Source organism: Micromonospora sp. CV4, assembly GCF_003667455.1.
Lineage (GTDB): Bacteria > Actinomycetota > Actinomycetes > Mycobacteriales > Micromonosporaceae > Micromonospora.
Genome location: NZ_RCVI01000337.1, coordinates 1 through 17,258, shown reverse-complemented (window position 1 = coordinate 17,258; position 17,258 = coordinate 1). Strand labels below are relative to the sequence as shown.

Below are 17,258 nucleotides of genomic sequence, written 5' to 3'. Positions count from 1 at the left end.
TCACCGGACCCGGTGACGACCACGTGTGGCGCGATGCCACCCGTACCGGGCATGATTCTCAGCCGGCGCCGGAGCGGGACGTCTGGTCGGTCGCCACCCGGACGGCGGACCCACCCGCCCCGGCCACCGCACCACCCGTCGACGAGGCCGGGACGGTGGCCCCACCGGCGCCGACCGACCGACCCGTGGTGCCCGCGACGCGGGTGCCCGACGACACCGGCGCGGCCGCACCGGGCGACGTCGCCTGAGCGCGGGACATCCCGACCCGGACCGGCGTGTCGCCGGCGTGCGGGCCGGACAGCACAGCAGAGGGGAGCGGCAGCGGTGACGCTGACCATCGGAGTCGACGTCGGTGGCACGAAGGTGGCCGGCGGTGTCGTGGACGACACCGGCACGGTCCTCGTGCAGACCCGACGGGACACTCCCGCCGATGACGTCGCCAAGACCCGCGACGTCATCATTGACCTGGTCGGCGAACTGGCTACCGGACGGACGATCGAGGCGGTCGGCATCGGTGCGGCCGGCTGGATCGACGCCCACCGCTCGACCGTGCTCTTCGCCCCCAACCTGGCCTGGCGGGACGAGCCACTGCGCGAGTACGTCAGCGCGGCCGTCGGCCTGCCGGTGATCGTGGAGAACGACGCCAACGTGGCCGCCTGGGCCGAGTTCCGCTACGGCGCGGCCCGGGACGCCGACGACTCCATGGTCATGTTCACCATCGGCACCGGCGTCGGCGGTGGCATCGTGCTCGGCGGTGAGCTGCTGCGCGGCGCGCACGGCGTCGCCGCGGAGCTGGGCCACATGCTGGCCGTGCCGGACGGGCACCAGTGCGGCTGCGGGCGGCTCGGCTGCATCGAGCAGTACGCCAGCGGCAGCGCCCTGGTCCGCTTCGCCCGGGCCGGCGCCCGGCAGGAGCCGCAACGCGCCACCGCGCTGCTGGAGCTGGCCGGCGGCGACACCGAGGCGATCACCGGCCACATGGTGACCGCCGCCGCGCAGGGCGGCGACCCGGTCTCCACCGAGGCGTTCGCGCAGATCGGCCGGTGGCTGGGCACCAGCCTCGCCGACATGGCGCAGATCCTCGACCCGCAGACCCTGGTGGTCGGCGGTGGCGTGATCGACGCCGGTGACCTGCTGCTCGGCCCGGCGCGCCGCTCGTACCTCGACGCGCTCTCCCAGCGGGGGCGCCTGCCGGTGGCCGAGGTGCTCCCCGCCGAGCTGGGCAACAGCGCCGGAGTGATCGGCGCCGCCGACCTGGCCCGGCGGATCTGAGGCGAGCCGGAATGAGCGAGGCGGACGGCGTACCACTGCGGGTGGTGTCGTACAACATCCACAGCCAGCGCGACGACACCGCGGCCCTGGCGGCCGTGGTCCGGGCCGTGACGCCGGACGTGGTGATCGTGCAGGAGGGGCCGCGCCGGTTCCGGTGGCGGCAGAAGTCGGCCACGCTGGCGGAGTCGTTCGGCCTGGTGGTGGCCGCCGGTGGGCTGCCCGCCCTGGGCAACCTGCTGCTGACCAGCCTGCGCGTCCAGGTGCGGGACACCCGCTGCCAGCGCTTTCCGCTCACGCCCGGCCGGCACCTGCGCGGCGCCGCGTACGCCGACTGCCGGGTCGGCGCTGCCCGGTTCACCCTCGCCGGCTCCCACCTGTCCACCGACCCGGCCGAACGTCCCGCGCAGGCCGCCGAGTTCCGGCGCGGCCTGGACGCGGCGAGCGGGCCGGTGGTGGCCGGCGCGGACCTCAACGAGGGCCCGGACGGGCCGGCCTGGGCCACCGTGGCGCGCGGCCTGACCGACGCCGCGGTGGCGGCCGACCGGACGGACCGGCTCACCTACTCCTGCGCCGACCCCCGCCGGCGCATCGACGCGCTCTTCGTCGACCCGCGGATCACCGTGGTCGACTACGACGTGGTGGACACGCCGCAGACCCGGCGGGCCAGCGACCACTTCCCGGTCCTGGTCGACCTGCTGCTGCCCACCACCGGCTGACCCCCGACCGGCGCGACCGTCGATCCGTCCGCGCCGGGGCTGGACATCCGGCTCCGATGTGGAGAGGATTTCGCGGCGACCGGCACGCGTGCCGCACAAAAGGAGATGTCCCGGTGTCCACCTCCACCGACCACGGCCGGCCCGACCCGGAAGCGAACCCGTCCGCGCCGAGCCGCGACGGCCGCCCGGTCTCCGACCGCGGCGACACGGTCTGCGTCATCGGGGCCGGGGCCAGCGGCCTGACGGCCATCAAGAATCTGCGCGAACACGGGTTCGGCGTGGACTGCTACGAGCGGGAGACCGGCGTCGGCGGCGCCTGGAACTGGCGGCACGACCGCAGCCCGGTGTACGCCAGCACCCACCTGATCTCGTCGAAGCCGTTCACCCAGTTTCCCGACTTCCCGATGCCGGACTCCTGGCCGGACTACCCGCACCACAGCCGGCTGCTCTCGTACTTCGAGCGGTACGCCGACCACTTCGACCTGCGTTCGCACATCTGGTTCGGCACCGAGGTCGTCCGGGTCGAGCCGGCCGCGGGGGACCGCTGGGACGTGACCACCCGCTCCACCGGCGGGTACGGGCCGGAGCGCACCTCCCAGTACGCCGCCGTGGTGGTCGCCAACGGCCACAACTGGTCGCCCAAGCTGCCCCGCTACGAGGGGCTCGAACAGTTCCGCGGCGAGATCATGCACGCCTCGTCCTACAAGGACCCGGCGCAGCTGCGGGGCAAGCGCGTGCTGGTGGTCGGCGCCGGCAACACCGGCTGCGACATCGCCGTCGAGGCCGCCCAGCAGGCGTCGCGGTGCTGGCACTCCACCCGGCGCGGCTACTGGTACGCGCCGAAGTACGTGCTCGGCCGCCCCGCCGACCAGGTCAACGACTCTCTGCTGGCACTGCGCGTGCCGCTGCGGGTGCGCCAGTGGCTCTACCACTGGACGCTGCGGCTGACCGTCGGCGACCTCACCCGCTTCGGCCTGCCCGGACCCGACCACCGGGTGTACGAGACGCACCCGATCGCGAACAGCCAGCTCGTCTACTACGTGGGCCACGGCGCGATCGGCCCGGTGCCGGACGTCGCCCGGTTCCACCCGTACGCCGTGGAGCTGACCGACGGCCGCGAGATCGATCCGGAGCTGGTCGTCTTCGCCACCGGCTACCTGCCGCGCTTCGAGTTCCTCGACGCGTCGGTGTTCGGTGACAGCGCCGGCGTCGGCCGGCCCACGCTGTGGCTCAACGCCTTCACCCCGGGGCATCCGACGCTGGCGGTGGCGGGCCTGGTGCAGCCGGACTCCGGTCTGTTCACCCTGTCGCACTGGCAGACGGTGCTCTTCGCCCGGCTGCTGCGGGCCCGCCGGGATCGACCGGAGCGGGCGGCGGCCTTCGCGCAGCAGGTGCGCGACCGGGCCGGGGAGCGCTACTCCGGGCAGGTCAAGGAGAGCAGCCGGCACTGGTTCGAGGTCGGCCACGCCGACTACCTGCGCGCCGTCCAGCGCGCCCTGCACGACCTGGAGGGCAAGTGAGCGCGAGGAGTGAGCTTGCGAGCCCCGCAGTCGCGAACGGAAGGCCGAACAAGTGAGCGCGAGCAGTCAGCTGCGGATCATGCGGGGCCGGGAGTGGTCCCGCCCGGTCCGGCCGGCCCGGCGTGAGGTGCTCAGCGCGATTCCGGAGGTGGAGGAGGGGCGCCCGCCGCTGCTTTTCGTGCCCGGGTTCGGGCACGGCGCGTGGGCGTTCGCCGAGCACTGGCTGGGACACGCGGCGTCGCGAGGGTTCCCGGCGTACACGATGAGCCTGCGCGGGCACGGTGGCAGCGAGCCGGCGCCGGAGGCGACGCTGCGCGCGTACGCCCACGATGTGGTCCAGGTGGCCGCGGGCCTGCCGCGTCAGGCGGTGCTGGTGGGGCACGGCGCCGGTGCGTTGGTGGTGGCGCACGCGTTGGCCCGCTACCCGGCGCGCAGTGCCGTGCTGGTGGCGCCGGTCTTCGGCGGTTGGGGTGTGCTCGGCGCGGCGTTGCGCCGCAATCCGTCCGGCACGTTGCCGGCGGTGTTCGGCGGGCCGCTGCGGCTCAGCCGCGGGCAGTTGTTCAGCCGGGAGCTGCCCGAGGCGGAGGCCCGGCGGCACGTCGCCCGGCTCGGTCGGGCCGGCCGGCGGGCGCAGTGGGCGCTGCTGGGCGAGCCGGAGGCCGAGCCGGCCGTGGGTGCGCCGCCGGTGCTGGTGCTGGGCAGCCCGGATGACCGGGTGGTGCCGACGTCGACGTTGAACCGGGTGGCCCGCCGGTACGGCTCGGCTCCGCTGCTCTTTCCCGGAATGGGCCACGACCTGATGCTGGACGCGCGGTGGGCGGAGCCGATCGACGCGATCCTGGACTGGTTGGAGAAGGAGCCGGCCGCGCACTGAGCGTCCCAGCGGTCCGCGTCCGCTGGCGCGCGCCGGGTCAGCCGCGGGCGTGGCGGTTGGCCGGACTGCCCACCGGGGCGGCCCGGGGCGCCGGCATCCGGGCGGTGCCGTCCGGGGTGCCGTCGGTGCTGGTGAGGCGGCTGACCAGGGCGCCCCTCTCGTCCAGCGCGCTCAGGTAGGAGCGGGCCCAGGCCCGGATGTCGTGCTGGTGCAGGTAGGCGCGCATGGCCCGCATCCGTTCCGCGACGTCGGCGGGGCTGGCCCGCAGCGCCGCGCGCAGCCCCTGCTTGAGCCCCTCCAGGTCGTGCGGGTTGACCAGGTACGCCTGGGACAGCTCGGCCGCGGTGCCGGCGAACTCGCTGAGCAGCAACGCCCCCGCGTCGTCCACCCGGGCGGCGACGTACTCCTTGGCGACCAGGTTCATCCCGTCGCGCAGCGGGGTCACCGCCATCACGTCGGCGACCCGGTAGAGCGCGGCCAGCTCGGCGCGGTCGAAGGGCTGGGTGAGGTAGTGGATGGCCGGCTCGCCGACCCGGCCGAACTCGCCGTTGATCCGTCCGACCTCGCGCTCGATCCGTTCCCGCAGGACCTGGTACTGGCCGACGCGTTCCCGGCTCGGCATCGCGACCTGCACCAGCACCGTGTCGCGGACCTTGACGTCGCCGCTGGCGAGCAGCTCGCTGTATGCCTTGAGCCGCTGCTCGATGCCCTTGGTGTAGTCCATCCGGTCCACGCTCAGGATGACCTGCCGGGGGTCGCCGAGGTCCTGGCGCAGCCGGCGGGCCCGGGCGGCCACGTCGGGGCGGGCGGCGAGCGCGGCCATCTCCGCGGTGTCGATGGAGACCGGGAACGCGCCGATGCGCACCACCCGGTCGTCGATGCCGATCCGCCGGTCGGTGGCCGGCAGCTCCAGCACCTTGGTCACCAGTTGGGAGAAGTTGTGCGCCGCCTGGGCTCGTTGGAAGCCGACCAGGTCGGCGCCGAGCATGCCGCGCAACAGCTCGGCCCGACGGGGCAACTGCATGAACAGCTCCGGCGGCGGGAACGGCACGTGCAGGAAGAACCCGATGCGCAGGTCCGGTCGGAGGGCGCGGAGCAGGCCGGGGACGAGGTGCAGGTGGTAGTCCTGCACCCAGACCACCCCGCCCGGCTCGGCCACCTCGGCGGTCGCCTCGGCGAAGCGCTGGTTGACCCGCTGGTACGCCTCCCACCATCGGCGGTGGTGCTGCGGCTGCTCGACGGCGTCGTGGTAGAGCGGCCACAGGGTGGCGTTGGCGAACCCCTCGTAGTGGTCGCGCAGGTCCTCGTGGCTGAGCGGGACGCTGTGCATCCGGACGCCGTCCACGTCCGGCAGTGCGGGGGCGGGCCCGGTGCCGCCGGCCCAGCCGACCCACGTCGCCGGGGTGTGCCGCAGCAGGGGATGCAGCGCGCTGACCAGCCCACCTGGGCTGCGCCGCCATTCGCAGGCCCCGTCGGGCGCCACACTGTCGTCGATGGGGAGGCGGTTGGCCACCACCACGAGGGAGCTCTGTCGCATCTCGGGCATTCCGATCAGCAGAGGTCTGACCGCCGCGAGCAAGGGAAAACCGGTCAGTCAGTCGGGGAAGTGACGTACGGCGGTATTCCTACTGACAGTAAGTTACACCACTGTTACGTCACGGGTGGGGCGGCGTCGTCCCGGGATGCGGTCGACGGCGATACGACCGGACGGTCAGACGACGGCGCCGTCGTCCGGGTCGCGGTCGTCCTCGTCGCCGGGGCGCAGCCGCCAGATCAGCGTGACGAAACCGGCCAGGATGCCGGTGAACCCGAACAGGGTGACCGCCGAACGGTCGATCGGAAGCAGCGACGGGAAAAGGAAGAGCACGAACCCGACGACCACGGCGAGCGTGCCGACCACCGCGTACTTGGAGAACCGGGGCAGCGGCGGCGGCGGAGGCGGGTGGTAGCCCTCGTCCTCGTCCTCGTCGTCGGGCAGGTCCGCGCCGAAGGTGTCCAGCCCGTCCAGCAGCGACGGCTCGTCGGGCCGGGTGCCGCGCCCGATCGAGATCCCGGAGATGTCGGTGGCGGACGGTAGCCGGCGGACGTCGGTGGCGGTCGGCCCGGCCTCGTCCGCGCCGGAGCGGGCCAGCGGACCGGCGGTGGGCTCGTCCCGGTCGTCCACGTCCTCCGCGGCCGGCCACGGGTGCTCACCGGCCGACGAGGTGGTGTGGAAGCCGGCGACGATCCGGGCCCACTCGGCGTCGATGTCCGGCTCGTCGCGGGCCGGTTGCTGCTCGGGGGCGGTCTCGTCGGCGAGCTGGGTCAGGTAGTCCCGCGCGGTGGTCAGGTGCGAGCGGTCGACGTAGAGCCGGTCGACCGGACGGGCCGGGACGGTGGTGGTGCGGGTGACCGGGTTGAGGTCGGCGGAGGGTTGCAGGTAGGCGGCGATGCCTCCGGCGGCCAGCACGTCGAGCAGGTGCTCGCCGACGCGCGGATCGACGTCGCCGACGACGGCGTACTCGTTCGCGTCGAGCCCGTTGTCCCGCCGTCCCCGGCGGGCCCCACCCGCTGACACCCGGACATCCTCCTCAACGCGCCCTCCGGCGCGGCCGCCCAGCCCCCTCGACGCCCGTCCGCACGCCGTGCTTTGAATCGTGACACGTCAGGGGTCGGTTCCGGGAGTGCGTTGTGTCGCGTCTTCCAAAGTCAGCGTCCCCGCTGCTGGTGGCGGGCGTGCCCCTTTGTCCGTTCTTGCGCGACAAGTGGCAACAGGGGGTCTCGGGGCCCGCCGACCGGTGAGCACCCGATCCCGGTCCAAGGACGTCGGCGCCGTCCGGCGCGAGCAGGATCGGCCCGAGCGTCCGTTGTGGGGAGAGCCCGCGCTTCGTAGGCTCGTCGGCGACGGCGGCGTTGCCCGGCATGGGGCGTGCTGTCGCGGGCACACCACGGGAAAGGACGCCGGTGCTGTACTGGCTGTTGAAGTACGTCATCCTCGGTCCGCTGCTGAAGCTGATCTTCCGCCCGCAGGTGGAGGGCCTGCACAACGTGCCGGCGACCGGTCCGGTGATCCTGGCCAGCAATCACCTCTCCTTCTCCGACTCGATCTTCACACCGCTGATCACCCCTCGAAAGGTCACCTTCGTGGCCAAGGCCGAGTACTTCACGGGCAAGGGGATCAAGGGCTGGCTGACCAGGATGTTCTTCGTCGGCACCGGCACCATCCCGGTGGACCGCTCCGGCGGCCGGGCGGCCCGCGCCGCGCTGGACACCCAGTTGCAGGTGCTGCGTGCCGGGGGAGTGGCCGGCATCTACCCGGAGGGCACCCGCTCCCCGGACGGGCGGCTCTACCGGGGCAAGACCGGGGTGGCCCGGCTCGCCCTGGAGAGCGGCGCGGTGGTGGTGCCGGTGGCGATGCTCAACGCCGACGAGATCCAGCCGCCGGGCAAGCTCATCCCCAAGATCGACCGAGTGAAGATCCGTTTCGGGGCGCCGCTGGACTTCTCCCGCTACGCCGGGCTGGCCGGCGACCGGTTCGTCGAGCGCGCGGTCACCGACGAGATCATGTACGAGTTGATGGAGCTCTCCGGTCGGGAGTACGTCGACATCTACGCGCAGAAGCTCAAGCAGCCCCAACCGGTCCCCACGCCGGTCGCTGCCTGAGCCGGCTCAGCAGGCGACCGCCGGCCCAGCCGGGGTGATCGGCCGGCCGGCGAGCGCGAGCAGCCCGGGGGCGTCGTTGCGCAACGCGAAGGTGCGCACCTCGGCGCGCGGCGCCCGGGCGGCCGCCGGGTCGCCGGCGCGGGTCAGCTCCGCCGCCGCGAACGCCAGCGCCAGCACCCGGTCGCTGACGTCCGGGATCCGGCCGTAGGTCTCGGCGGCGGCCAGGTACAGCTCGGCCGAGCGCCGGTGGTCGCCGTCGGCCGCGGCCAGGGCCGCCGTCACGGTCCGCAGCGCCGCCTCCGACCAGGGCGTCCGGTGGCCGACCCGGTCCAGCATCGCCCGGACCCGCACCGCCGCGTCCCGGCCGGCCAGCGCGGCGGCGTACGCGGCGGCGGCGATCCACTCCCCGCTGGCCAGCGCCGGCACCGCCGACCAGGACCTGCCCAGCTCGTCGATCAGCTCCGCCGCCTCGGCGTCGCGGCCCTGCATCGCCCGGCACAGCGCGGCCATGCTCAACATCGTCCAGTGCAACCGGTGGAACCCGCTGCGCCGCGCGGTGTCCAACGCGTCGGCCACGTCGTCCGGATCCTCGTCGTCACGCAGCACCAGCAGGCAGCAGCGCAGCCCCCGCACCTGCATGTCCCAACTGCCGGTCGGAGTGTCCACGAATGCCTCCGCCGCGGCCAGCAGCCGGCCGAAGTCGCCGTCGAACCAGGCGCGCATCGCCTCGGCCGAGTAGCTGGTGGTCAGCGTCTGGCCGCTGGCGGTGCGGGCCGGCGCGGCCGAGAGCAGGGCGTCCGAGCGCAGCCAGTCGCCCTCCTCCCGGATCGCCCAGGCGAGGTTCTGGGTGGCCCGGGGCAGCGCGAGCAGCTGACCGGCCCGGCTGAACTCGACGATCGCGTGCAGCTCGTCCAGGCCGACCCGGTCGCCGGACTGGTAGCGGGCGGTGGCCGCGGTGATCCGGGCGTTGGTGCGGGTCTCGGTCAGGCCCAGCCGCTCGGCGATCTCCGCGGCGGTGTCCGCCGCCGCCACGGCCGGATCCCGCTCGTAGTTGAGCATGTGCAACCGGCCCAGCTCGGCGTACGCGTCGGCCTTCTGCGCGGTGTCCGCCAGCGGCTCGAACAGCTCCACCGCGCGGTCCAGGCAGGCCAGCGCGTCGCCGCGGTCGGCGCGCAACCAGGCGGCCTGGCCGAGCAGCGTCCACGCCCGGGCCGCGCAGGCGTCATCGCCGTGCGCCAGCAGCCGGTCGGCGAGGGTGTGCACCTGTTCCGGTCCACCGCCGGAGAGGAACGCGTTGCCGTCCCGGTAGAACGAGATCTCGGTGCTCAGCAGCTCCAGTTGGAGCCGGCCCACCGGGTCGCTGTCGTCGGCCAGGCCGAGCGCCCGGCCGGCGTGACTGGCCGCCGCGTCCAGCCCGTGCAGCGCGTACGCCCGACGGGCCGCGCGGTGCAGCGCCTGCCGCGCCGGCCCGGCGTATCGCCGGACCTCCATGCCCAGCGAACGGGCGATCTCGTGGGCCGCCCAGCGGTGGTGGGCGAGCACCTCGGCCAGATCCGTGTCGCGGCTGTGCGACAGAGCGTCGAGCCAGTCCGCGGCCCGTTCGTGCCGGGCCACCCGTTCGGTGCGCGGCAGCCGCTGGTAGCAGACGTCGCGCACCAGCACGTGCCGGAACCGGAACTCCGCCTGCCCGGCCATCGTCGACGCCGCCTGCTCGTGCACGAAGTCGCGCTGCTCCAGCCGCCGCAGCGAGCGCTCGACCGACTCGACCTGCTGCCCCAGCGCGGCGGCCACCGCGCCGGGCCAGAACTGCACCCCGACCACCGAGGCGGCCAGCAGCACCGCACGGTCCTTGGCGTCCAGCAGGTCCACCCGGTTGGCGATCACCGCGTGCACGCTCTCCGGCATGGTCAGCTCGAGCTGCTTGTCCAGCGACCAGCCCCGCCCGGACTGGCGCAGCGCGCCCTGCTCGATCAGCATCCGGACGTACTCGTGGGCGTAGAGCGGGTTGCCGCCGGCCACCTCGATCAGCGGGCTCAACATGTCGGCGGAGAACGCCGCCTGGCCGAACAGGTGCGCGTACAGCGCGGCGATCCCGGTGTCGCGCAGCGGCGGCAGGGTGATCGTCACCGAGCCGGTGATGGTGCCGGCCCAGCTCGGGTCCCGGTCGACCAGCTCCGGGCGGGCGGTGCACAGCAGCAGCAGCGGCACCTCACGGGCCGCCGCGCCGAGCAGCTCCACGAAACGCAGCATCGCGTCGTCGGCCCAGTGCAGGTCCTCGAAGACCAGCACGGTGGGGCGGCGGGCGGCCAGCGCCAGCAGGAAACGCCGCCACGCCGACTCCGCCTCCTCGGCCGGCAGCGGCGTGCCGGGCAACCCGACCAGCGGGCGCAGCGCGTCCACCACCCGGTCGCGTTCGCCCGGGCCGATCAGCTCGCCGACCGCGGCGGCCAACCGCTGCGCCGCGCTGCCGGCCGGGTCGGTGTCCAGGATGCCCGCCTCGGACTTGACGATGTCGGCGAGCGCGGCGAACGTGACGTTCTCCCCGAACGGCGGGCAGCGCCCGGTGCGCCAGGTCAGCGGCTCGTCCACCAGCCGGCCGGTGTGCCGGTACAGCTCCCGCAGCAGCCGGCTCTTGCCGATGCCGGCCCGGCCGAAGATGGTGACCACCTGCGGCAGCCGGTCGCGCAGCGACCGGTGCAGCGCGTTGACCAGCATGCCCAGTTCGTGTTCCCGGTCGACCAGCGGCGTGGTGTCCGGCTCCCGGTCGGTGGGCTGCCGGCGCATCGGCGCCAGGGCGAGCCACACCTCGGTCGGCGACGACCGGCCGCGCAGGGTGACCGGGGGCTGCTCCTCGTAGCGGATCGCGTCCTTGGTCAGCGCGTGCGTGGTGCCGCAGACCAGCACCCCACCCGGCGGCGCGACCGACTGCATCCGGGACGCGGTGTTCACCACGTCGCCGGCCACGATCGCCTGTCCGCCGTCCCGGGCGGCGGCCACGTCGACCAGCGCCTCACCGGTGGCCACCCCGACCCGGAACCGCAGCTCGGTGCTGCCGGTCGGAGCGAACCGGGTGAGCACCCGTTGCAGCTCCAGCCCGGCCCGTACGCAGCGCAACGCGTCGGTCTCGGTGGCGATCGGGGCGCCGAAGAGCGCCATCACCGCGTCGCCGATGTACTTCTCCACCACGCCGCCGTACTGGCCCACCACCCGACGGGCCGCGGAGAAGAAGCCCGTCTGCATGCCGCGGACCTGCTCCGGGTCGGCCCGCTCCACGTACGGGGTGAAGTCGATCAGGTCGACGAAGAGCACGCTCACCCGGCGGCGGTCCTCCTGCGGGGTGAGCGCGGCCGGCCGGTCCGTGCCCGGCCGGGGCGACCCGCACGAGGTGCAGAACGTGACGTCCGAGGCGAGCGGACGCAGGCAGTGCGGGCAGACCGCGCCCAGCTCGGCGCCGCAGCCACCGCAGAAGCGGTCGCCGTCGGCGGCCGTGCGTCCACAGCGCCCACACTGCGCGGCGATGGCAGCCTCCACTGGTGAACCGGACGCCCCCCACGGCGTCGCGTCAGAGGAAGTATCACCGTCGGCGCCGCTGTCGGGTACCGGCCTGTTGGCTTGTGGACAGTCCACAAGCGGTTTCACGGACTAGATTCAGGCGGCCACATGTCGATCAGGGACCAGAGGGGGACAGGTCAATGGTGTACGTCAAGCTGGAGAGCGACTGGACCGACGGCAACGGAGTCAGCCACTCCGCTGGTGACTCGGTGGACGTCGACGCCGCCACCCTCGCCACTCTGCAGGCCGAGGGCATCGTCGTCGAGCAGTCCCACGGCCCGGACGGTGACGGCAAGGGTCCGGACAAGTGGGCCGGGCCGGGCAGCTCCGGGGTCTGACCGGGCGCTGGTGACACGACGACGCGGCCGGGTCCCCACGGGTGACCCGGCCGCGTCGTGTCGTGTCCGTTCCGGTGCGCTGCCCGCGTCGACGGGTCAGCGGTCGTTCATGCCGGCGCGCCGACGCAGCGCGGCGACGTCGGTCACCACGATCCGCCGCCCCTCGGTACGCAGCCAGCCGCGACTGGCGAACGAGCCGATCGCCTGGTTGACGCTCTGCCGGGAGCCGCCCGCCATCTCGGCCAGCTGGCTCTGGTTGAGCTCGATCGTGATCATCGGGGCCTGGCTCTCGCCGGCGAGCCGGACCAGCGTCTTGGCCACCCGGCCGGGCAGGTCGAGGAAGACGTGGTCGGCGTTCTGCTCGGTGAGCCGGCGGATCAGCCCACCCAGCGACCGCATCACCGCGTCCAGGATGCGCGGGTTGGAGTGCACCAGCTCCATGAACGCCCCCCGGGAGAGCGCGAGCGCCGCGCAGTCCTCGATGGCCTCGGCGGAGGCGGACCGGGTCGAGGCGTCGAGCAGGGAGACCTCGCCGAGCACGTCCGGTGGACGGATCACCGACAGGACGGCCCGCTCGCCGGTGGGCGCGGTGCGAAAGACGGCCACCGCGCCGCGGCGCAGCACGATCAGCGACTCGCCCGGGTCGTTCTCCACGAAGAGCAGCTGACCCTTGCGGTAGGTGCGCGGGACGGCGGCGGCGATGACACGTTGTCGCACCTCGGGCTCCAGCCCGGCGAACATCTCGACACCCGTGAGCGCATCACCCGGCTCCGGCAGGCGAACCTCCACGGCCCAACCCCTCCCCGGTCAAGGACCACAACTCGCTCACCGGGCGAACCTGCTGGCCCCGACAAGGTGAACTGACACCGGTTCGGCGTCCGGTAGCGGTACACATCAGATCATGACGGTCCGGTCGCTTGCTGTACACCCCTCGAAGCACTTCCGTGACCGTCGCGAGCTGCGGCGTACCGCGTCCTGAGGTGCCGAAGCGGGCCGGTGCCGCGGGCCTGGACCGGCCGCGGCCTCGCCGTCCGCGGGGCCCCGCCGCCCAGCGCCGGGCGGCGGTGGGCGAGGATGGCCGGAATGGTCTACCGCTATTTCTACGACTGCGAGTTCATCGAGGACGGCCGGATCGTCGACCTCGTCTCGATCGGTGTCGTCGACGAGTACGGCCGCGAGTTCTACGCGGTCTCCACCGAGTTCGACGACTCCCGCGCCGTGCCCTGGGTCCGGCGCAACGTGCTGGACAAGCTGCCCTCGCCGGCGGACCGGGCCTGGCGGTCGCGGGAGCGCATCCGCGACGACCTGTACGACTTCCTCATGGAGCCGATCCGGGACCGGCCGGGGGAGCAGTTGGAGCTGTGGGCCTGGTTCGCCGCGTACGACCACGTGGTGCTCGCGCAGCTGTGGGGCGCGATGCCGGCGCTGCCCCGGGAGATCCCCCGGTTCACCAAGGAGTTGCGGCAGCTGTGGGACGACCGGGGTCGGCCGACCCTGCCGGACGCGGACGCGGCCCGGCACGACGCTCTGGTGGACGCCCGGCACAACCTGGCCCGCTGGCGGGCGATGACGGCCCGCTGAACGGCGGTCGCGGGTCAGGTCCCGACAACGGAGGTTTGACCGGTTCTGTCCGGGGCACCGGTTCGACGAGTCGAGCCGAGGGAGAGTGCCATGAGCAACGAGCCGACCAGCGCAGCCGAGGCGCACGCCCGGGTCACCGAGCTGGTCCGGGCCGCGCGGATCTGCATGCTCACCACGATCGCCCTGGACGGGCGGCAGGTGAGCCGGCCGATGGGGCTCCAGGAGGCCGAGTTCGACGGCGACCTGTGGTTCTTCGCGTCCGCCGACTCGGCCAAGGTCCGCCAGATCCGGGTGAACCCGGAGGTCAACGTCGCCTTCTCCGACCAGAAGCACAACGCCTGGGTGTCGGTCTCCGGCACCGCCACCGAGGCGTTCGACCGGGCCCGGGCCGAGCGGCTGTGGAACCCGCTCCTGAGGGCCTGGTTTCCGGACGGGCTCGACACCCCCGGGCTGACGCTGATCAAGGTGCACGCCAGCTCCGCCGAGTACTGGGACTCGCCGAGCAGCACGGTGGTGAACCTGTTCGGCTTCGCCCGGGCCGCGGTGACCGGCCGGCCGCCGGAGGTGGGCGAGAACCACGAGGTGACCTACTGACCGGCGGCCCGGGTGGTGGGCCGTCCCCTGGGGCGCGCTGTCGGTGTTCGGGCAGGCCGACTACAGTGCGCAGGGACGGCCCGCCCCGGGCCGGCAACGGCGCCGATGGTCTGATCTGACACATATCCTGGGGCTTAATCGGGCTTTACCTGATGCTCCAGGAGGATGAGCGGATCATGCGTATCGGCGTGCTCACCGGCGGCGGCGACTGCCCGGGTCTCAACGCGGTCATCCGGGCGGTGGTCCGCAAGGGCGTCGCCACCTACGGTCACGAGTTCGTGGGCTTCCGGGACGGCTGGAAGGGCCCGCTGGAGGGCCTGTCCAAGCCCCTGGACATCGCCGACGTCCGCGGCATCCTGCCCCGCGGTGGCACCATCCTCGGCTCGTCCCGGACCAACCCGTTCAAGATCGAGAACGGCGTCGAGCGGATCAAGGACAATCTCGCCGCGCAGGGCGTGGACGCGTTGATCGCGATCGGCGGCGAGGACACCCTCGGCGTGGCCACCAAGCTCTACGAGCTGGGCGTGCACGTGGTCGGCGTGCCGAAGACCATCGACAACGACCTGGGCGCCACCGACTACACGTTCGGCTTCGACACCGCGGTCAACATCGCGATGGAGGCTATCGACCGCCTGCACACCACGGCGGAGAGCCACCACCGCACCCTGGTCGTCGAGGTGATGGGCCGGCACGCCGGCTGGATCGCCCTGCACGCCGGCCTGGCCGGTGGCGCCAACGTGATCCTGCTGCCGGAGCGGCAGTTCGACGTCGACCAGGTGGCCGGCTACGTCGAGAAGCGCTTCCAGCACCAGTACGCCCCGATCGTGGTGGTCGCCGAGGGCGCCCAGCCGCTGGACGGCCAGATGGTGCTGGCCAACCAGGAGCTGGACTCGTTCGGCCACGTCCGCCTCGGCGGCATCGGCCAGTGGCTCGCCGAGCAGCTGGAGGCCAGGACCGGCAAGGAGGCCCGCACCGTGGTGCTGGGCCACATCCAGCGCGGTGGCACCCCGACCGCGTTCGACCGGGTGCTCGCCACCCGCCTGGGCCTGCAGGCCATCGACGCGGTCAACGAGGGCGACTGGGGCAAGATGGTCGCGATGCAGAGCACCGACATCGTCCGGGTGCCGCTGGCCGAGGCCACCCGCGAGCTGAAGACCGTGCCGCTGGAGCGGTACGCCGAGGCCGAGGTCTTCTTCGGCAGCTGATCGACGGTCGGCGGCGCGGTGGGCCTGCGGGTCCGCCGCGCCGCGACCCGACGCGAGGGGGTACGGCCCAGATGTCAGCCGGGGTGCACACGGTCGCGGTGATCGGCGCGGGCAAGATCGGTGAGTTGATGCTCTCCGGGCTGCTGCGCTCGGGATGGCCGGTGGATCGGCTGCTGGCCACCGCCCGCCGCCCGGCCCGCGCCGAGGAGATCACCGCCCGCTACGGCGTACGGGTGGTCGACAACCTGACGGCGGTGGACGAGGCGGCGGTCCTCGCGGTGTCGGTCAAGCCGCAGGACGCCGCCACGTTGCTGGACGAGATCGGCCCCAAGGTGCCCGCCGACAAGCTGGTCATCTCGCTCTGCGCCGGGCTGCCCACCAGTTTCTTCAACCGCCGGCTGCCCGAGGGCACCCCGGTGGTCCGGGTGATGACCAACACCCCGGCCCTGGTCGACGAGGCGATGACGGCGATCTCGGCGGGCGCGCACGCCACCGGGGCGCACCTGGCGCTGGCCGAGGAGATGTTCAAGCCCCTCGGGCAGACGATCCGGGTGCCCGAGTCGCAGCAGGACGCGGTCACCGCGCTCTCCGGTTCCGGCCCGGCCTACTTCTACCTGCTGGTCGAGGCCATGATCGACGCTGGGATCCTGCTGGGGCTGCCCCGGCAGGTGGCGCACGAGCTGATCGTGCAGACGGCGATCGGCTCCGCGGTGATGCTGCGCGACTCCGGCGAGCACCCGGTCAAGCTGCGCGAGGCGGTCACCTCGCCGGCCGGCACCACCATCTCCGCCATCCGTGAGCTGGAGAAGCACGGCGTCCGGGCGGCGCTGCTCGCCGCGCTGGAGGCGGCCCGGGACCGCGCCCGCGAGCTGGCCGCCCAGGCCGACTGAGGCCGCGGGGCCTGGCCGCCCGGTGCGTGCCGCATACTGGCCCCGTGTTCACACTCGCCCAGGCCCGGCACCTGGTGGCCACCCTGCAGCCGCGCGTCGACGAGTTGATCCGGCTCCGCGCCGACCTGGCCGAGCTGCGCGTCGACCTGGCCGACCACGGCGTCAGCGCGCTGGGCGGGCTGGCCGAGGTCAAGGGGCTGGAGGCCCGGCTGCACGCCGTCGTCGACGAGCTGCACCAGCACGACATCCAGGTCAAGGGCATCGCGCCGGTGCTGCTCGACTTCCCCGGCGAGCGGGCCGGCCGGGCCGTGCTCTGGTGCTGGCTGGAGGGGGACTCCGACGTGCGCTGGTACCACCGGGCCGAGTGCGGCTTCGCCGGCCGCCGTCCGGCCTGACGCCGCGCCGGCGCGCCCGCCACCGCACGATCCGCTCGACCTCCCGGAAACCGGTGCGTCCCGGCGCATCGGAAGCCCCGACATCCGGAAACCGGAGTCGATCATCCGCGACGACGCCGGCTCAGCCTGCGGCGGACTCCGGGAGGGCCGGGTCGGCGGCGTCGGCCACGGCGAACACCACCACGTTGTCCCGGTAGTGCCCGCGCCGCCGGTCGAAGTCGCCGCCGCAGGTGACCAGGCGCAGCTCCGCGCCGGGCGTGGGGCCGTAGACGACGGCCGTCGGAAATTGGTCCTTACGGGTACGCAGCGACCCGGTCACCCGGAACGGCAGGCGCTGCCCGCCGCGCCACACCTCCACCCGGTCGCCGGGACGCAGCTCGCCGAGCCGGGCGAAGACCGCCGGGCCGCGCCGCGAGTCCAGGTGCCCGGCCAGCACGGCCGGGCCGGTGTCACCGGGGGCCGGGCCGCCGCCGTACCAACCGGCCGTGTCGAAGTCGGTCGGCGGGATCAGCGTGCCGGCGTGGTCCAGACCCAGGACGGTGAGCGGGGAGTCGACGCCGATGCGCGGTACGCGTACCCGGGTGGGTGGACCCTGCGGCTCGGCGAGCTGCGTCCCGGCGACCGGGTGGAGGTGTGGCGCGGCGGGCAGCGCCTGCCGTTCCGGGTGACCGGGTCGCTG

General features: G+C 73.5%; 16 protein-coding genes and 1 pseudogene. 12 read left to right on the top strand and 5 right to left on the bottom strand.

What is annotated here, in order from left to right; all coding sequences use genetic code 11:
* The 5 genes and pseudogenes from EAD98_RS31040 to EAD98_RS23615 form a co-directional block, all read left to right on the top strand.
* A pseudogene (locus EAD98_RS31040) lies at positions 1-248 on the top strand (hypothetical protein); the annotation flags it as partial.
* Between the two features lie 76 nt (positions 249-324).
* Entirely contained in the window at positions 325-1,272 is a 948-nt protein-coding gene (locus tag EAD98_RS23630) for an ROK family glucokinase (protein WP_121656199.1), read from the top strand.
* An 11-nt stretch (positions 1,273-1,283) separates the two neighbouring features.
* A complete protein-coding gene (locus tag EAD98_RS23625) occupies positions 1,284-1,988 on the top strand; it encodes an endonuclease/exonuclease/phosphatase family protein (protein ID WP_121656198.1) in 705 nt (234 codons plus the stop codon).
* 113 nt (positions 1,989-2,101) lie between these two features.
* Positions 2,102-3,508 carry an NAD(P)/FAD-dependent oxidoreductase gene (locus EAD98_RS23620; RefSeq protein WP_121656197.1) on the top strand — a complete coding sequence of 469 codons (1,407 nt, stop codon included), beginning with the start codon at positions 2,102-2,104 and terminating at the stop codon, positions 3,506-3,508.
* Positions 3,509-3,587: 79 nt separating this feature from the next.
* A complete protein-coding gene (locus EAD98_RS23615; protein ID WP_121656201.1) occupies positions 3,588-4,382 on the top strand; it encodes an alpha/beta hydrolase in 795 nt (264 codons plus the stop codon).
* A 37-nt stretch (positions 4,383-4,419) separates the two neighbouring features.
* Here the strand turns inward: EAD98_RS23615 and EAD98_RS23610 are convergent, their stop codons facing one another.
* Positions 4,420-5,919: a trehalose-6-phosphate synthase gene (locus tag EAD98_RS23610; protein ID WP_233583940.1), complete on the bottom strand. Its 1,500-nt coding sequence runs from the start codon at positions 5,917-5,919 to the stop codon at positions 4,420-4,422.
* A 174-nt stretch (positions 5,920-6,093) separates the two neighbouring features.
* Positions 6,094-6,939 (bottom strand): DUF308 domain-containing protein, encoded by an 846-nt coding sequence (locus tag EAD98_RS23605; RefSeq protein WP_121656196.1) that lies wholly within the window; start codon positions 6,937-6,939, stop codon positions 6,094-6,096.
* A 386-nt stretch (positions 6,940-7,325) separates the two neighbouring features.
* On the opposite strand from EAD98_RS23605, the gene EAD98_RS23600 reads away from it, so the two are divergent.
* The gene (locus tag EAD98_RS23600) at positions 7,326-8,024 is read left to right on the top strand and encodes a 1-acyl-sn-glycerol-3-phosphate acyltransferase (RefSeq protein WP_121656195.1); all 699 of its coding nucleotides are present in this window, start codon (positions 7,326-7,328) and stop codon (positions 8,022-8,024) included.
* Between the two features lie 6 nt (positions 8,025-8,030).
* Here the strand turns inward: EAD98_RS23600 and EAD98_RS23595 are convergent, their stop codons facing one another.
* Positions 8,031-11,555: an adenylate/guanylate cyclase domain-containing protein gene (locus EAD98_RS23595; protein WP_121656194.1), complete on the bottom strand. Its 3,525-nt coding sequence runs from the start codon at positions 11,553-11,555 to the stop codon at positions 8,031-8,033.
* Between the two features lie 161 nt (positions 11,556-11,716).
* On the opposite strand from EAD98_RS23595, the gene EAD98_RS23590 reads away from it, so the two are divergent.
* Positions 11,717-11,914: a hypothetical protein gene (locus tag EAD98_RS23590; protein ID WP_089019700.1), complete on the top strand. Its 198-nt coding sequence runs from the start codon at positions 11,717-11,719 to the stop codon at positions 11,912-11,914.
* 96 nt (positions 11,915-12,010) lie between these two features.
* Here EAD98_RS23590 and EAD98_RS23585 read toward each other — a convergent pair whose 3' ends face one another.
* The gene (locus tag EAD98_RS23585) at positions 12,011-12,703 is read right to left on the bottom strand and encodes a Crp/Fnr family transcriptional regulator (RefSeq protein WP_030337710.1); all 693 of its coding nucleotides are present in this window, start codon (positions 12,701-12,703) and stop codon (positions 12,011-12,013) included.
* Positions 12,704-12,997: 294 nt separating this feature from the next.
* Between EAD98_RS23585 and EAD98_RS23580 the strand changes: the two genes are divergently transcribed.
* The 5 genes from EAD98_RS23580 (at position 12,998) to EAD98_RS23560 (ending at position 16,579) form a co-directional block, all read left to right on the top strand.
* Positions 12,998-13,495: a polyadenylate-specific 3'-exoribonuclease AS gene (locus EAD98_RS23580; protein WP_121656193.1), complete on the top strand. Its 498-nt coding sequence runs from the start codon at positions 12,998-13,000 to the stop codon at positions 13,493-13,495.
* 90 nt (positions 13,496-13,585) lie between these two features.
* On the top strand, positions 13,586-14,089 hold the full coding sequence (locus tag EAD98_RS23575; RefSeq protein ID WP_121656192.1) for a pyridoxamine 5'-phosphate oxidase family protein: 504 nt from the start codon (positions 13,586-13,588) through the stop codon (positions 14,087-14,089).
* 176 nt (positions 14,090-14,265) lie between these two features.
* Positions 14,266-15,294, top strand: a complete 1,029-nt coding sequence (locus tag EAD98_RS23570; RefSeq protein ID WP_121656191.1) for a 6-phosphofructokinase — start codon at positions 14,266-14,268, stop codon at positions 15,292-15,294.
* Between the two features lie 71 nt (positions 15,295-15,365).
* On the top strand, positions 15,366-16,184 hold the full coding sequence (gene proC / locus EAD98_RS23565; protein WP_121656190.1) for a pyrroline-5-carboxylate reductase: 819 nt from the start codon (positions 15,366-15,368) through the stop codon (positions 16,182-16,184).
* A 44-nt stretch (positions 16,185-16,228) separates the two neighbouring features.
* Positions 16,229-16,579 (top strand): DUF2203 domain-containing protein, encoded by a 351-nt coding sequence (locus EAD98_RS23560; protein ID WP_121656189.1) that lies wholly within the window; start codon positions 16,229-16,231, stop codon positions 16,577-16,579.
* Between the two features lie 121 nt (positions 16,580-16,700).
* On the opposite strand, the gene EAD98_RS23555 is transcribed toward EAD98_RS23560, so the two are convergent.
* Entirely contained in the window at positions 16,701-17,228 is a 528-nt protein-coding gene (locus tag EAD98_RS23555; RefSeq protein WP_233583941.1) for a class F sortase, read from the bottom strand.
* Positions 17,229-17,258 lie beyond the last annotated feature (30 nt).

Excerpts from the sequence above, each read along its gene's own strand:
- EAD98_RS23625 (WP_121656198.1), top strand. The coding sequence starts at position 1,284 with ATGAGCGAGGCGGACGGCGTACCACTGCGGGTGGTGTCGTACAACATC.
- EAD98_RS23615 (WP_121656201.1), top strand. The coding sequence starts at position 3,588 with ATGCGGGGCCGGGAGTGGTCCCGCCCGGTCCGGCCGGCCCGGCGTGAG.
- EAD98_RS23610 (WP_233583940.1), bottom strand. The coding sequence starts at position 5,919 with ATGCGACAGAGCTCCCTCGTGGTGGTGGCCAACCGCCTCCCCATCGAC.
- EAD98_RS23590 (WP_089019700.1), top strand. The coding sequence starts at position 11,717 with ATGGTGTACGTCAAGCTGGAGAGCGACTGGACCGACGGCAACGGAGTC.
- EAD98_RS23580 (WP_121656193.1), top strand. The coding sequence starts at position 12,998 with ATGGTCTACCGCTATTTCTACGACTGCGAGTTCATCGAGGACGGCCGG.
- EAD98_RS23575 (WP_121656192.1), top strand. The coding sequence starts at position 13,586 with ATGAGCAACGAGCCGACCAGCGCAGCCGAGGCGCACGCCCGGGTCACC.
- EAD98_RS23570 (WP_121656191.1), top strand. The coding sequence starts at position 14,266 with ATGCGTATCGGCGTGCTCACCGGCGGCGGCGACTGCCCGGGTCTCAAC.
- proC (WP_121656190.1), top strand. The coding sequence starts at position 15,366 with ATGTCAGCCGGGGTGCACACGGTCGCGGTGATCGGCGCGGGCAAGATC.